The following is a 15,048-nucleotide window of genomic DNA, read 5'->3' as shown; positions in this document are numbered from 1 at the left end:
CGAAGGGGAGAATTTTGACCATGCAGGGCGTTTGCCTGATTTACACATGCTGGCCCAATGCCGACACCGCCGGCCAAGCCGCCGCGCGCGTGGTCGAGGAGGGCCTGTGCGCCTGCGCCAACATCCTGCCCGGCATGACGAGCGTTTATCGCTGGCAGGGCGAGATCGAGACCGGGCAGGAATGCGTCGCCCTGTTCAAGACCTCAATCGCGGGCGCCCCGGCCCTGCGCGAACGGCTGCTGGCCCTTCATCCCCATGACGAACCCGCCCTTCTTGCCCTGCCTGTAGACGCCTCAGCCAGCTCGGCGAGCTTCCTCGACTGGGTCGTCGCGCACAGCGCTGGTTCGTGAAACTTCCATGAAGTTTTGGTGAAACCCCCTGTCTGTTCAAGGAATTGAAAGCTGGACCGGCGATTTTCCAGGCGTCATTTCCCGGCCTGTCTGCCGGTTGTGATCCGTTTTGAGCAAGGGTTCCGAAAATGAGTCGATTGGTTCGCGATGTCGTCGTGGACGCGCCGGTCTTGGCACCGGATGTGACCGGCGAAGAGGTCTATAATTACCTGTCCGAGGACGAGAACCTGCTGGTCATCGCCGTCGTGCAGGACGGTCGGCCGGTCGGTCTGGTCTCGCGCGACCAGTTTTTCCTGCGCATGGCCGACCGCCATGGCCGCGCCCTGTTCGGTCGGCGGCCGATCACCTTCATGATGAACAAGACCCCGCTCATCGTGGACGCCACGACCCCGGTCAATGAGCTCAATACCCTGATCGTTCGTAACAGCGCCAGCGCGCTGATGGACGGCTTTATCGTGATGCATAACGACGCCTATTTCGGCGTCGGCACGACGCTCGCCCTGTTCCGGATGATGGCGCGCGAAAGCGCCGAGCGAAATCACAAACTCTCCGCCCTTGCGGAACAGCTCGGCCGGGCGCGGATTGAAGCGCTGGCGGCGTCCAAGGCGAAGTCCGATTTCCTGGCCACCATGAGCCACGAGATACGCACCCCGCTCAACGGCGTCCTCGGCGTCGCGCAATTGCTGATGACGACCGAGCTGGACGAAGAACAAGCCGATTTCGTCCGCGTGATTGACGACAGCGGCAAAATCCTGCTTCGCCTGCTCAACGACATTCTGGATCTGTCAAAGATCGAAGCGGGCAAGATGGAGCTTGATCCCCGCCCCTTTTCTCCGGTCGCCCTCGCCCGTGACACCCGGGCCTTGTGGCTCGGCCGGGCATCCGAGCAGGCGATCGATTTCACGGTGAACGTCGATGAGAGCGATCCGGCACGCTATGTCGGCGATCTGGTCCGCCTGAAACAGGTCGTGTTCAATCTTGTCGGCAATGCCATAAAATTTACCGAAGCTGGCACGGTGGAAGCCGATATCAGCCTGCACATGATCGGGCGACGACGCAGTGTGATGCGGGTCGAGGTTCGCGATACCGGTTGCGGCATTCCCTTGGACGCCCAAGCCGGCCTGTTTTCGTCCTTCACCCAGGCCGATGCCGAAACCACGCGCCTGCATGGCGGCAGCGGTCTGGGCCTGGCCATCAGCCGCCGGCTGGTCGAACTGATGGGCGGCACGATCGGCTTTCGCAGCACGCCTGGCGAGGGATCAACCTTCTGGTTTGAAGTCCCCTTGCGTCGCGAAGATGCATTGACCGCCGCCGCCGACGAACCGGCCCCGCAACCACTTGCCGCGCCGACGCCGGCACCCCAGGCGCGGATACTGGTCGCCGAGGACAATATGGTGAACCAGGCCGTCGCCCGGGGTTTTCTGAAACTGCGGGGGCTTCAGGCTGACTATGTGAACAACGGACAGGCTGCCGTCGACGCCGTGTCGACGGGTGCCTATGACCTCGTATTGATGGACATGGAAATGCCGGTCATGGACGGGCTGCGTGCCTGCCAGGAAATCCGCAGGCTCGCTGGCCCAAACCAACACGTGCCCATCATTGCCCTGACCGCCAACGCGCTCGGTTCGGCCCGCGACCGTTGCCTGGCGGCCGGCATGAATGACGTTGTGACCAAACCGATTGAGCGCGAAACTTTCTTCCGGGCGCTTGATGCCCATCTCGATCCCGGTGCAAGTGCCGGCGGAGAGATCGAACAGCGCGGCGCTGCCTGATCCGGACCAGGCCGGCGCCCGGTCTGGCTGCCATCATCGGGCAGCCCATACAGAGACGGACCGGTTTCGCGCCTGACGGGCCGCTGTCACGCGTCCGGGCTATCGGGGCGCGAGGCTTCATGAGCGGCCTCGTCGAAGCCGCGGCGGCGCGAGATGACGAGCACGGTCGACAAGACCCCGCCCAAAGCCAGGCTGACCACCGTACCAAGGCCGAGCGCGATCCAGCCATGGGCGCTCATCTCAACACCGGCGAGCCGGATCATGCCGAACACCATGAAGGCACCGCACATCAAGATCGCGATAATCGCCATCGTCAAGGTCAACACATTGGAACGCGACATGGGCCTAGGTCTCCGGGCAGGTTGATCCCCTATATGGACCCGTCGGGACGCCCGCACCACGAGACGTCCCGTCGCAGGCGCAAATGTCGCAGCGCGGACGATGGGTTCCTGATTGTACCGGAGAAAAGTGGTGGCGAGGGAGAGACTTGAACTCTCGACCTCACGATTATGAGTCGTGCGCTCTAACCAGCTGAGCTACCTCGCCACACAGGCCCCTCCGCAAGGGAGAGGCACGCCGTATACGCGCAGCGCCCACGGCTGGCAAGCCGTGGGCGCTGGCGGATTTCAGTTCTGTCGCAGTCAGGCTGCGCGAACTTCCTGGAGGAATTGTTCGACCGCCGTCTTGAGCGTATCGGACTGGCGTGACACGGCCAGCGAAGCCTCGAGCACTTCGCCCGCGCTTTCGCCGGTTTCCGACGTGGCTTGGTCGACTTCCTGGATGTTGGTGAAGACCTGGCTGGTGCCGTCTGCCGCTTCCTGGGCCGAACGGGTGATCTCACCGGCTGCAGCGCGCTGCTCTTCCATCGCGGCCGCGATGGCCGTGGCAATCTCGCTCATCTCGTGGATGGTTCCACCGATCGAGGACATCGCCTCGACCGCTTTCGCCGTCGCACCCTGGATGCCGTTGATGTGTTCGGAGATGTTCTGCGTCGCCGCGCCGGTCTGGCTGGCGAGTGCCTTCACTTCCGACGCAACAACCGCAAAGCCCTTGCCGGCTTCACCGGCGCGAGCCGCCTCGATGGTGGCGTTCAGGGCCAGGAGGTTGGTCTGCTCGGCGATATCATTGATGAGGCTGACGATATTGTCGATCGACTTGGCCGCGTCATCGAGACGCTGAACGTCGCCATTGGTCTGTTCCACCTGGTCAACCGCGGAGTTGGCGATATCCGTGGAGCGGGAAATCTGCTGCGAGATCTCGCCGATCGAGGACACCATTTCCTCAGCCGCGGCAGCAACAGTCTGGACGTTCTGCGAGGCGCCTTCGGAAGCCTGGGCCACGGCGGCAGACTTGCCGGTGGTGGCGGCCGCTGTCGAGCTCATCGCCCGGGCAGCGGTTTCCATGCGGGTGGCGGCTTCGCCGACCTGGCCCAACGCATCGCTGGACGCTTGTTCGAAGACCTGGATCAGGCTCTCGATCGCGGCAGAGCGCTTTTCCTTCATGCGGCGCTCTTCCTCGGTCTCCGCTTCGAGGCGGGCCCGTTCGATGGCGTTCTGGCGGAACACATCCACCGAGCGCGCCATGTCGCCGATTTCGTCCTTGCCCGGCGTGAAGCCGAGATTGACGTCGCTATTGCCCTCGGCCAGCGCGCCCATGGTGCGGGCCATGGCGCTCAGGCGCTTGAGGAGCATGTTGTTGACATAGAACCAGGCAATCGCGGCAGCGACGACGAGGCCGATGGCGGCAATGGCAATCAGCAGGATGCGACCGGTAATCACTGCCGTGTCGGCGGCGGAGGTCGCTTCGCTGACGCGCTCATCGACCTGGCTCTTGAAGGACTGGACACTGGTCAGCAAGGCCTCGGCGGAAATGCGGGCTTCCTCGGCCACGACTTCAGCCGCAGCCACGGCTCCCAGTTCGGCCTTGCGAAGCTCGAACACACCCGTCGCGCCCTCGCCGAAATTGATCAGATTGTCGGACTGGGTCTGCATGATGTCGGTCACGACCGGTCCGAGAATGGCGAAATTGACATCCAGCTCGCCCGCTGCTTCGTCCCAACGGTCAAAGATGACGTCGACTTCGCCGGTCGAAGCCGCGATATCGACCTCATTGTACTGGATCATGATCTGGTTGGCGGCGAGCAGCGACCGCAGCAGGCTCTCGACATCTGCTTCGTCGCTGGCATCAAGGGCGCCTTCGACGCTTTCGGCAAGATCGTTGCGGGCATCGCGGGCCTGGCTGGTCACGGACCAGCGCTGGTCGCGGATCTGCAGACGGCGCTCGACCACCTCATTCATGCTTTCAACCAGCTCGTTGAGGTCAGCCACGGCGGTTCGCAGGGCTGCGGTCTCACCGACGCCAGACAAGGCTTCGAGCTGCTGGAGTTCTTCGTCGAGCGAATTCCGGTAGGTCATCACCCGGTTATAGTTTTCAAGTCGGGCCTCGACGGTGGTCGAAGCGGCAAACACACCCAGTGCCTCGCTGAGGCCGACGCTGTCCTCGGACAGCGCGTCAACCGTTTGCGTTTCCGGAATCGCGCGGTTGGCGATCTGCTCGACCGCGTAATTCGCTGAGTTGAACCCGGTGACACCGACGATGGCGGCAACCAGCGTCATGACAGACGTCAGTCCGAATGCAGCGAGCAAACGGACCCGGATGCTGGTGGTTTTGCTGAGGAATTTACCAAGCACAGAATTCATTTCACGGCCCCTAAGGCTGATGGCCCGATTCAAAAAGATACGGCGACGCTACCGCGCCGCCGTAAATGAAGTCTTATTATGGTAAACGCAGATCAGTTCTTTTGCTGATTAGCGTTTTTCCTCCGGGCGTTAGCCGCCGAGGTTGAAGTCGAAACGCTGCTGCATTCCTGCCGTGGCGGCCGGAGCCGGGGCATAGGACCAGCCTTCAATGGCCCGCAGGACAGCGCGATCAAACACGCCTTCCGGCTCTGCCTCGACGACCGTTGCCTCTGCGATCGTGCCGTCTTCCGACACGGTATACTCGACCACGGCATAACCCTCGATGCCGCGACGTTCCGCGCCACGCGGATATTCCGGAGCTTCCACAGCGGTGCGCTCGCGGTCCTGAGCCAGTGCCGGAGCCGCAGTGAAAGCCAGAGCCGACATTGCGGCTGCCAGAATCATGGTTCCCGTCTTTTTCATGACTTACCCTTCATCCATTTTACAAATGGCGCGTCCGGGATTTTCCCCGTGTTCGAACGCCGTGTTGAATTCGTGCGGGTCGTTTGCTGCCCGACGAGATGGATAATGGGGCAGAGCGGTTGCCAAACGTTTAAACGAAGGCGGAAAATACCGCTTTTGAGTCGATTTTTTTAGCGCGCAAAATCAGCATGTTACGCGAAAATTGGCGCCGAAAACGCCGGCTTGTGCCAAAATGTGACAGGTTTTGATCTGACCTATGCTTAACAAAGCCCTAACACGAGGGCGCAAATCTTATGCATGGCCGCGCATTACTGAAACAGGAAGAGTGACCCGACAATGAGCACACCGGAACGCCGCCTGACCCCGGCCGAACTCCTGGCCTTTTGCCGCGAGGTTCTCGTGGCAGGCGGCGCACGGCCTGATGACGCCGACTGTGTCGCCACACATCTTGTCGATGCCAATCTCAAGGGGCATGACAGTCACGGTGCCGGCCTTCTGCCCGCCTATGCGCAACACATGAAAGACGGGCAGGTCAACCTGTCCGCCTTGGACAAGGTCCTGGCGGATACCAGCGTCATCCTGCGTATTGATGCCGATGGCGGATGGGGCGCTCCAGCCGGCCAGCGCCTGGTCGAACGCGCCAGCGCCAAGGCCCACGAGCACGGACTTGCTGCCGCGACGCTGGGCCATGTCCATCATCTCGGCCGGATCGGTGCCTATGCCGAACAGGCGGCCGCGGCCGGACTGGTCTCGATGCATTTCGTCAATGTCACCGATCACGCCCCGCTGGTGGCGCCCTATCGCGGCTCGGATGCGCGGTTCGGCACCAATCCGGTCTGTATCGGCTATCCGGCCACGCCGAGCCGCCCCGTCTTCCTGCTCGACATGGCCACCAGCCAGATCGCGCTCGGCAAGGTGCGCATCGCCGCCAATCGCGGCGTCGCCGTCCCGAGCGGCTCCCTGATCGACGCCCGCGGCATGCCGACCACCGACCCCAGCGGCATGGCAGGATTTGAACTGGAAGGCGCCCTCGCCCCGCTGGGCAAGCACAAGGGCTATGGCCTCGCCTTCGCCTGCGAACTCCTGGCCGGTGTCCTCAGCGGCGGCGGCACGATCCAGCCCGGCACCCCGCGCAAGGGCGGCATCACGAACGGCCTGTTCTCGATCTTCATCGACCCGACGGCCTTTGGCGACGAAGACTGGATGCAGGCCGAGACCGACGCCATGGCCCGCTATGCCCTCGCCTCGCCGCCGATGGATTGGGACAGCCCGGTCCTCTATCCCGGCGACCCGGAACGCGCCATCGCCGGCAAACGCACCAAGGAAGGCATCCCGATGGACGAGGTCACGGTCGGGCAGCTGAACAAGACGGCGGAGAGGCTGGGTGTGGCGGAGCGGCTTTAGCGCCTACCCCAACTCTGCCCCGACCAGACCAAACGTCGCCATCACATCCTCACCGATCCGCATCGGGCGGCGGGTGTCGCGGCTGATGCGACACCATTCAGTGGTGGCACGGGCGGAAAAACGCTTCGCGCCGGGCTTGCGGATATCGACATGGCGGTCAAAGCGCGGTCCGTGGGGCCGGCCGAGCCAGGTGCGGATCTCGGCGATCTCGCCGGGCAGGATGGGATCGCGATATTCAATCGTGTGTTTGAGCGCCACCCAAACCTCGCCGCCGACCATGTCGTCCGGCGCGACGGCATGCCAATGCGTGATGGCGATATCCTGGACCCAGCGCAGATAGACGACATTATTGACGTGACCGAGCTCGTCGATATCGGCCGGGTCCGGTTCGATCCGGCGCAGGAAGGCCGTCTCGAAGGAGACACAGCCCATGCCCTCGCCAGCAACGGCCTGATCAGACCCGATGATGCCGGAGAGAAAACTGCCCTTGTCGTCCATGATGATCCCGCCTCGATTGCTGGGCTCTATATAGAGACGTCAGAGCACAGATGAAGGCCTGCCCCTCACCCGGCCCTCCGGGCCACCCTCTCCCGCAAGGGGAGAGGGCCTTCTTGTTGATGGCGGGCTCATACGCCTTCTCCCCTCGCGGGAGAAGGTGCCCGTAGGGCGGATGAGGGGGCCTATTTCTTCGGCGCCGAGATATGGATCGGATGCCCCAGCGCCGTAAGCGCCGCTTCGGCAAAGCCTTCGGTCAGGGTCGGGTGGACGTGGATGGTTCCGGCGATGTCGTCCAGACGGGCGCCCATCTCGACGGCCAGGGCGAACTCGCCGGACAATTCGGAGACATGCGTGCCGACGGCGTGGATGCCGAGGATGACATGGTCTTCCTTGCGTGCGGTGACACGGACGAAACCGCCATCCAGGCCCGCTTCCATCGACAGGTAGCGACCGGAGGCAGCGAGCGGGAATTTGCCGGTGATGATCTCTTCGCCCTTGGCCTTGGCCTCGTCCGGCGTCAGGCCGACGCCGACCACTTCCGGCTCGGTGAAGCAGACCGCGGCGATGGAGACCGGATCATGCACGCGGCGATGGCCGGCAATGATCTCGGCGACCATCTCGCCCTGGGCGGTTGCCTTGTGGGCCAGCAGCGGTTCGCCGACGACATCGCCAATGGCATAGACGCCGCGCATGCCGGTGCGGCACTGATTGTCGACCTTGATGAACTTCCCGCCGTCCAGGTCGAGGCCCATATTTTCCAAGCCCCAGCCGTCGAGGCAGGCCTTGCGACCAACCGCGACAAGGATCTTGTCAGCCTCGATGGTCTGCGCATTGCCCTTGGCGTCTTCATAGTCAAGAACGGCCTTGCCGCCCCTTTGGCTGACGCCCTTGGCCTTGCAGGACAGGTTTACATCGACCTTGTGTTTCTTCAGCCACATGGTGATCGGACGGGTGATCTCCTTGTCATAGAGCGGCAGGATACCGTCTGACGCCTCGATGAAGGTGACCTGCGAGCCCAGCTTGCGGAAAGCGATGCCCAGCTCCAGACCGATATAGCCGGCACCGACCACGACCAGCTTTTCCGGCAATGCGTCGAGGTCGAGCGCATCGGTCGAGCCGATGACATTCTCGCCAAACGGAAGGAAGGGCAGCTCGACTTCTACCGAACCGGTGGCCAGGATCACGTTCTCGGCCGTGATCTCGACTTTCTCGCCATCCTCTTGTGTGACGACACAGGTCTTGGCGTTGGAGAATTCGGCCCAGCCGGCGATGTGTTCGGCGCCTGCGGCCTTGATCAGCTGACCGACACCGCCGGTCAGTTTGGAGACGATGCCATCCTTCCAGCCGACCAGCTTGCCCATGTCGAGCTTGGGCGCTTCGGCGAGCGAGATGCCCAACACATCGCTGTCGGCATGCTTGGCCATGTCCTCGAACTTGGTTGCGGCATGGATCATCGCCTTGGACGGAATGCAGCCGCGATTGAGGCAGGTTCCGCCCAGCCCGTGCTTGTCGACAATGATAGTATCGAGACCCAGCTGGCCGGCGCGAATGGCGGCCGGATAGCCGCCCGGGCCACCTCCGACAATGAGGACTTGGCAAGACCGTGTCTGCATCACAGGCGCTCCTTGGAAGATCAAAGCACGAAAACGCGTTTTCCGGGGACGGATTTAGCGGTTCGGCGGATAAAGGGAAAGGGGCGGACTGAGGCTAGGCCCGTCGGATCACGCGGCGCCAGAGCAGTGAGCCGATGGGCGCGAGGATGGCGACCAGGAGGAAGCTGCCGAACACGACTTGCGGCATCCATTCCGACGGCATGCCGACCTTCTTGTGATAGAACATGATCACGAACACCCCGCCGCCCCATACGGCCATGGCGGAGACAAAATCGGACCAAGTCTGTTTCACGGACATCGACATTTCCGGGCACCCCTCTGCTGCATTTGTGCCCCCGATGCATCACGCGGGTCAAGCACGCGGCCGCGTTGCGGAAATCTCTCAGCAAGGGCTGTTGAATAACTCAGACAATTAAGGCATGACACCTGTGCAACCAGCGGAGGACAGGCCATGATCATCGGGAAACATCTCGTCGCGGGAAACTGGGTCGGCAGCGACCGGACCTTCTCGTCGGACCCGGCGCACGGCCCGTCGCACGATTTCGCGATCGGGACGCCCGAGCTGGTCGACCAAGCCTGCCACGCTGCCGAAGAAGCCTTCTGGTCCTACGGCTATTCGTCGCGCGAAACCCGCGCCAAATTCCTCAATACCATCGCCGACGAAATCGACGCCCGCGGCGACGCAATCACCGAGATCGGCACGCAGGAGACCGGCCTGCCGGAAGGACGCCTCAATGGCGAGCGCGGCCGCACGGTCGGACAACTGCGCCTGTTCGCCAGCCATATCCTCGCCGGTGATTATCTCGACAAGCGCCATGACGCCGCCCTGCCCGATCGCCAGCCGCTGCCGCGCCCGGACCTGAAACTGGTGCAGCGCCCGATCGGCCCGGTCGCCGTTTTCGGAGCCTCCAACTTCCCGCTCGCCTTTTCGACCGCCGGTGGTGACACCGCAGCAGCCCTGGCGGCCGGTTGCCCGGTGGTCGTGAAAGGCCACTCGGCCCATCCCGGTACCAGCGATATTGTCGCCCAGGCGATCGACGCCGCGATCAAGGCCTGCGATATCCATCCCGGCGTGTTCAGCCAGATCCAGGGCGGTGACCGCTCGGTCGGTCAGGCGGTGGTCGAACATCCGCTGATCAAGGCGGTCGGCTTTACCGGTTCGCTGGCCGGTGGCCGCGCCCTGTTTGACCTCTGCGCCGCGCGCCCCGAACCCATCCCCTTCTTCGGCGAGCTGGGCTCGGTCAATCCGATGTTCCTCCTGCCTGCTGCCATGGCCTCGCGTGCCGAGGCGGTCGGCAAGGGCTGGGCCGGGTCTCTGACCATGGGCGCCGGCCAGTTCTGCACCAATCCCGGCATCGCTGTGGTGATCGAGGGCCGCGACGCCGAGACCTTCATCCAGGCCGCCGTCGCCGGTCTCGGCGAAGTCGGCCCGCAGACCATGCTGACCGACGGGATTGCCCAAGCCTACCAGAAGGGCCGCGACACGATCCGCGGCACTGCCGGTGTCCGCGAAGTCCTGACCACGACCTGCGATCTGCGCAATGCCACGCCCTATCTCTTCGTCACCACCGGCAAGGACTGGCTGGACAATGAGATTCTCGGCGAAGAAGTCTTCGGACCGCTGGGCCTCGTGGTCACAGTGAAGGATGAAGCCGAAATGCTGACCGTCGCCATGTCACTGCAAGGCCAGCTCACCGCGACGCTGTACCTCGATGACGGCGATACCGCGCTCGGCCAGAAGCTGTTGCCGGTGCTGGAACGCAAGGCCGGTCGCATCCTGACCAATGGCTTCCCGACCGGTGTCGAAGTCAGCGACACCATGGTGCATGGCGGTCCCTATCCGGCCTCGACCAATTTCGGCGCCACCTCGGTTGGCACAATGTCGATCCGCCGCTTCCTGCGCCCGGTCTGCTACCAGAACATGCCGGATGCGTTGATGCCGGGTGATTGGGGATAGGGTCGACAAGGTCCTCGCCCTTGATGGGCGAGGTGGATTGCCGCTTCAGCGGCAAGACGGAGTGGGTGATGGGCAGTCGGGACAAGAACGCTGGCGCGTTTCACCCCTTCCGTCTCGGCGCTTCGCGCTGATCCACCTTCCCCATCAACGGGAAAGACCTGACCCGGCGAAGACTGCCGCGTGCGTCAGGAAGCCTCGCTGCGCCGTGCCACCCAGATCAGTCCGGCCACACTTACCGTTACCAGCAGGGCGATTCCGGACAGCGCCCAGACCAGCGGGTCATTGCCGAGGAACCAGATCACAAAGCCGAGGGCGACGAGCAGAAACATCGCCAGCGCGATGCCACCCAGTGTTTTCCAAAAACTGGTCTCCAGCGCATCAAGCTCTGCGCGCGGCGTCCCGTTCGGACGATCCCATTGAGCATGCCAGAATTTGTGTGTCATGCCACAATCCTAGGGCATGCCCCCGCCCCTGACAATCGACGCGGCACCCGAAGCAGCGACCTACATGAACAGCGTTGCCGGGTTTTCCAGATACCCCTTCACGGCCTGGATCAGCATGGCGGCTTCATAGCCGTCGACGATGCGGTGATCGAAACAGCTCGACAGGTTCATCAGCTTGCGCGGCACGACCTGACCCTCGGCATTGAAACGCGGCAGGGTCTGCATCTTGTTGACGCCGATAATGGCGGTTTCCGGCGCGTTGAGGATGGGTGTGGTGACCAGACCGCCAATCGCCCCCAGCGAGGTGATGGTGATGGTCGAACCGGTCAGTTCGTCCTTGGTCGCCTTGCCGTCCTTGGCGGCACCGGCCAGCCGCTTCAGCTCGGCGGCGATCTGCCAGATATCAAGGCTTTCGGCGTGCTTGATGACCGGCACCATGAGGCCGTTGGGCGTCGCCGCAGCGACCCCGCAATGCACCGCATCATGCTTGGTCAGCAGCATTGCCTCGCCATCGAAATGGGCATTGGCTTGCGGTGTGTCAGGCAGGGCCTTGGTCAGCGCCATCACCAGGAAAGGGATGAAGGTCAGCTTGGCCTGGTCATCCGACTTGCTGGCGTTGAGATGGCCGCGCAGCTCTTCCAGCGCCGTGACGTCGATTTCCTCGACATAGGCGATGTCGGGAACGGTGCGCTGGACGTGAGACATGTTCTCGGAGATGCGGCGACGCAGGCCGATCACCTTCTCCTCGGTCACGCCGGTGCGCGGTGCCCGGACCGATGAACTGCCCGAGCCCGACCGGGCAACCAGACGGCCGCCCGACTTGATGAAATCGTCCAGGTCATCATGGGTGATGCGTCCGGCAGGGCCTGTGCCCGGCACATTGGCGAGACGGATATCGGACTCCAGGGCCCGTTTGCGCACCGCCGGGCTGGCCAGCGGACGCTCACCGCCGGTGCGGCTGGCGATCGACGGCGCTTCGGCGGCGGCGACCGGTTCGGCGGCCTTCGGCGCGGCCGGCTTGGCCGGCTCAGCCTTGGCTTCGGCTTGCGCGGGCGCTTCGGCCTCGGCGGGAACCGCGCTATCGACGGCAATGAACATGATCTCGGTGCCGACCGCGATGACATCGCCCGGCGCGCCGACCAGCTTGGTCACCTTGCCATTGACGGCGCAGGGGATTTCAACGGTGGCCTTGTCAGTCATCACATCAAGGACGTGCTGGTCCTCGGTGACCGTATCGCCTTCCTTGACATGCCATTCGACGATTTCCGCCTCGACGATACCTTCGCCGACATCGGGCATCTTGTAACGGTATTCGCTCATTTTCAGTCTCTCCAGGCTCGGCTACCCCGTTTCTTCCCCCACCTGCGGGGGAAGTGGGCCGGACATTGTCCGGGTCGATGGGGGACGCGCAGCGCGCTTGCGGCCCGGCGGGCCGCCCCCTCCGCCCCTGCGGGGCACCTCCCCACATGTGGGGAGGAAAACGTTGCGTCGTCAGGCCTCCAGAACGGTGTTCATGGCGTTGATGAAACGGTCCGGCCCCGGGAAGTAGGACCATTCATGGGCGTGCGGGTAAGGCGTGTCCCAACCGGTGACGCGCTGGATCGGCGCCTCGAGGGCGAAGAAGCACTCTTCCTGGATCTGCGCCGCCAACTCGGCCGCGAAGCCGGAGGTGCGCGGCGCTTCCTGGGCGACGATGCAACGGCCGGTCTTGTTCACCGAGCGGGCGATCGTCTCGATATCATAGGGCACCAGCGTCTTGAGATCGATCACCTCGGCGTCGATTCCGGCTTTCTCGGCCGCCGCCTGGGCGACCAGAACCAGCGTGCCATAGGCAACAATCGTGACCGCAGAGCCTTCACGCACGACCTCGGCCTTGCCGATCGGCAGGCTGTAATGGCCTTCGGGCACTTCGCCCTTGGGATGATTGCCCCAGGAGGCCAGTGCGCCGCCGGAATGACCTTCGAAGGGGCCATTATAAAGGCGTTTCGGCTCGAAAAAGATGACCGGGTCCGGGCTTTCGATGGCGGCGATCAACAGACCCTTGGCGTCATAAGGGTTGGACGGCATCACCACCTGCACACCCGGCACCTGGGTGAAGAAGGCTTCCGGGCTCATCGAGTGTGTCTGGCCACCCCGGATGCCACCGCCGCACGGCGTGCGCACCACCACCGGCGTGGTGAAGGCCCCGGCGGTGCGATAGCGGATGCGCGACATTTCCGAGACGATCTGGTCAAGACCCGGGAAGATATAGTCCGAGAACTGGATCTCGGCGACGGGCTTCAAACCCTTTGCCGCCATGCCGATCGCCATCCCCATGATCGCCGCTTCGTTGATCGGCGCATCGAAAGACCGGTCGAGGCCGTATTTGGTCTGCAGGTTCGCCGTGACCCGGAAGACACCGCCGAAATAGCCGGCATCCTCACCGAAGCTGATCACGTCGGGATCGCGTTCCATCATGTTGTCCAAAGCCGAGTTGAGGGCCTGGATCATGTTCATCTTGGCCATGATCTAAACTCCCAGATCCTGGCGCTGGCGACGCAGGCGCCAGTCCGGTTCGGCATAGACATCCTCGAAGATCGACTCGACCGGCGACAGCGGACCGTCATGCAGCGTGCCGTGGCTTTCCGCTTCCTTGTAGGAGGCGATGACCAGCTCGTTGAGTTCCTTTTCGAGCGCGGCGTGGCGCTCATCATCCCATTCGCCCAGACCGATCAGGTGCTGCTTCAAGCGCTCGACCGGGTCGCCCAGCGGCCAGATCTCGTTTTCGCCCTTGGGCCGGTAGCCGGACGGATCGTCCGAAGTCGAGTGGGCATCGGCGCGATAGGTGAAATGCTCGATCACCGTGGTGCCATGTCCATCACGGGCGCGCTTGGCAGCCCATTGCGTCGCGGCATAGACGGCAAGGAAGTCATTGCCATCGACCCGCAGGGAAGCGAGACCATAACCCAGCCCCTTATAGGCAAAGGTCGGCGCCTCACCGGCGGCGATGCCCTGGAAGGTCGAGATCGCCCACTGGTTATTGACCACATTGACGATGACCGGCGCGCGATAGGTCGAGGCCAGCACCAGGGCACCGTGGAAATCGCCTTCGGCGGTCGAGCCGTCACCGATCCAGGTCGCGGCAATCTCGCCATCACCGCGATATTCGCAGGCCATGGCATAGCCGACAGCCTGCGGCAGCTGGGTCGCCAGATTGCCGGAGATCGAGAAAAACTTGCCCTCGGCCCAGGTATAGTGGACCGGCAATTGGCGTCCCTTGAGATTGTCGCGACTGTTGGAGATGCAGTGACACATCATCTCGACAATGTCGCGACCGCGGGCGAACAGGATGCCCTGCTGGCGGTAGGAGGGGAAGACCATGTCGTCCTTGCTCATCGCCATGGCGCCGGCAACGGCGACGGCCTCTTCGCCGGTCGACTTCATGTAGAAGCTCATCTTGCCCTGGCGCTGCAGTTTCAGCATGCGATCATCATAGACCCGGGTCAGCACCATGTGGCGCAGGCCTTCGCGCAGAACATCCGCATCCAGCTTGGGATCCCACTCGCCAACGGCCTGGTGATTATGATCGAGCACCCGGACCAGGCCAAGCGCTAGATCCTGGGTCTCCATGCCGGGAACCGCCGTGTCGGGCCGTTTGGCCTCGCCAGCCGGCGGGATCGCAATATGGGAAAAATCTGGCTTGTCGCCGGGCCGCACATGCGGGGACGGGACATGGAAGCGGGGTTCAGTGTGTGCCATGGGCTCTCGCTGAAAACGTCGGCAGGACGTGCCAATTTGGGGGTCTCCGCACGATGCGGACACGCGACAGGCGTCTAGCGCGCAAGAGCGGGTCTTGTCCAGCTTAGCAATG

General features: G+C 63.3%; 14 protein-coding genes and 1 tRNA gene. 4 read left to right on the top strand and 11 right to left on the bottom strand.

Going from position 1 to position 15,048, the window contains the following annotated elements; genetic code table 11:
* Nucleotides 1-20: 20 nt before the first annotated feature.
* Together cutA and C7435_RS02640 are read left to right on the top strand one after the other, a co-directional pair.
* The gene (cutA, locus tag C7435_RS02645) at nt 21-350 is read left to right on the top strand and encodes a divalent-cation tolerance protein CutA (RefSeq protein WP_121209903.1); all 330 of its coding nucleotides are present in this window, start codon (nt 21-23) and stop codon (nt 348-350) included.
* A gap of 128 nt (nt 351-478) precedes the next feature.
* Nucleotides 479-2,122 carry an ATP-binding protein gene (locus C7435_RS02640; protein WP_121209902.1) on the top strand — a complete coding sequence of 548 codons (1,644 nt, stop codon included), beginning with the start codon at nt 479-481 and terminating at the stop codon, nt 2,120-2,122.
* An 86-nt stretch (nt 2,123-2,208) separates the two neighbouring features.
* Here C7435_RS02640 and C7435_RS02635 read toward each other — a convergent pair whose 3' ends face one another.
* The 4 genes from C7435_RS02635 to C7435_RS02620 form a co-directional block, all read right to left on the bottom strand.
* A complete protein-coding gene (locus C7435_RS02635) occupies nt 2,209-2,463 on the bottom strand; it encodes a hypothetical protein (protein WP_075189339.1) in 255 nt (84 codons plus the stop codon).
* Nucleotides 2,464-2,591: 128 nt separating this feature from the next.
* Nucleotides 2,592-2,668 (bottom strand) — tRNA-Met (locus C7435_RS02630).
* 95 nt (nt 2,669-2,763) lie between these two features.
* Nucleotides 2,764-4,821, bottom strand: a complete 2,058-nt coding sequence (locus C7435_RS02625; protein WP_083635010.1) for a methyl-accepting chemotaxis protein — start codon at nt 4,819-4,821, stop codon at nt 2,764-2,766.
* A 129-nt stretch (nt 4,822-4,950) separates the two neighbouring features.
* Nucleotides 4,951-5,283: an energy transducer TonB gene (locus C7435_RS02620; protein WP_075189338.1), complete on the bottom strand. Its 333-nt coding sequence runs from the start codon at nt 5,281-5,283 to the stop codon at nt 4,951-4,953.
* Nucleotides 5,284-5,619: 336 nt separating this feature from the next.
* Here C7435_RS02620 and C7435_RS02615 point away from each other — a divergent pair, with 336 nt between their 5' ends.
* On the top strand, nt 5,620-6,687 hold the full coding sequence (locus C7435_RS02615) for a malate/lactate/ureidoglycolate dehydrogenase (RefSeq protein ID WP_121209901.1): 1,068 nt from the start codon (nt 5,620-5,622) through the stop codon (nt 6,685-6,687).
* A gap of 3 nt (nt 6,688-6,690) precedes the next feature.
* Here C7435_RS02615 and C7435_RS02610 read toward each other — a convergent pair whose 3' ends face one another.
* The 3 genes from C7435_RS02610 to C7435_RS02600 all read right to left on the bottom strand — a co-directional run bounded on the left by C7435_RS02610 (nt 6,691) and on the right by C7435_RS02600 (nt 9,096).
* Nucleotides 6,691-7,185, bottom strand: coding sequence for an acyl-CoA thioesterase (locus C7435_RS02610; protein ID WP_233350662.1), 495 nt, complete (start codon nt 7,183-7,185; stop codon nt 6,691-6,693).
* A gap of 182 nt (nt 7,186-7,367) precedes the next feature.
* Nucleotides 7,368-8,801, bottom strand: a complete 1,434-nt coding sequence (gene lpdA / locus C7435_RS02605) for a dihydrolipoyl dehydrogenase (RefSeq protein WP_407658331.1) — start codon at nt 8,799-8,801, stop codon at nt 7,368-7,370.
* Between the two features lie 91 nt (nt 8,802-8,892).
* A complete protein-coding gene (locus C7435_RS02600) occupies nt 8,893-9,096 on the bottom strand; it encodes a hypothetical protein (RefSeq protein ID WP_143742922.1) in 204 nt (67 codons plus the stop codon).
* Nucleotides 9,097-9,249: 153 nt separating this feature from the next.
* On the opposite strand from C7435_RS02600, the gene C7435_RS02595 reads away from it, so the two are divergent.
* Nucleotides 9,250-10,755, top strand: coding sequence for an aldehyde dehydrogenase (NADP(+)) (locus C7435_RS02595; protein ID WP_121209899.1), 1,506 nt, complete (start codon nt 9,250-9,252; stop codon nt 10,753-10,755).
* Between the two features lie 185 nt (nt 10,756-10,940).
* Here C7435_RS02595 and C7435_RS02590 read toward each other — a convergent pair whose 3' ends face one another.
* From C7435_RS02590 to C7435_RS02575, 4 genes are all read right to left on the bottom strand, one after another.
* Entirely contained in the window at nt 10,941-11,198 is a 258-nt protein-coding gene (locus tag C7435_RS02590; protein WP_075189333.1) for a hypothetical protein, read from the bottom strand.
* A gap of 60 nt (nt 11,199-11,258) precedes the next feature.
* Nucleotides 11,259-12,518, bottom strand: a complete 1,260-nt coding sequence (locus tag C7435_RS02585) for a dihydrolipoamide acetyltransferase family protein (RefSeq protein WP_121209898.1) — start codon at nt 12,516-12,518, stop codon at nt 11,259-11,261.
* A 171-nt stretch (nt 12,519-12,689) separates the two neighbouring features.
* Nucleotides 12,690-13,703: an alpha-ketoacid dehydrogenase subunit beta gene (locus C7435_RS02580; RefSeq protein WP_121209897.1), complete on the bottom strand. Its 1,014-nt coding sequence runs from the start codon at nt 13,701-13,703 to the stop codon at nt 12,690-12,692.
* A gap of 3 nt (nt 13,704-13,706) precedes the next feature.
* A complete protein-coding gene (locus C7435_RS02575) occupies nt 13,707-14,936 on the bottom strand; it encodes a 3-methyl-2-oxobutanoate dehydrogenase (2-methylpropanoyl-transferring) subunit alpha (protein ID WP_075189330.1) in 1,230 nt (409 codons plus the stop codon).
* Nucleotides 14,937-15,048 lie beyond the last annotated feature (112 nt).

This window comes from Maricaulis maris (assembly GCF_003634045.1).
Taxonomy (GTDB): Bacteria; Pseudomonadota; Alphaproteobacteria; order Caulobacterales; family Maricaulaceae; genus Maricaulis; species Maricaulis maris.
Note: the sequence above shows the minus strand (reverse complement) of the source record. Positions and strands in the feature narration are given on the sequence as shown.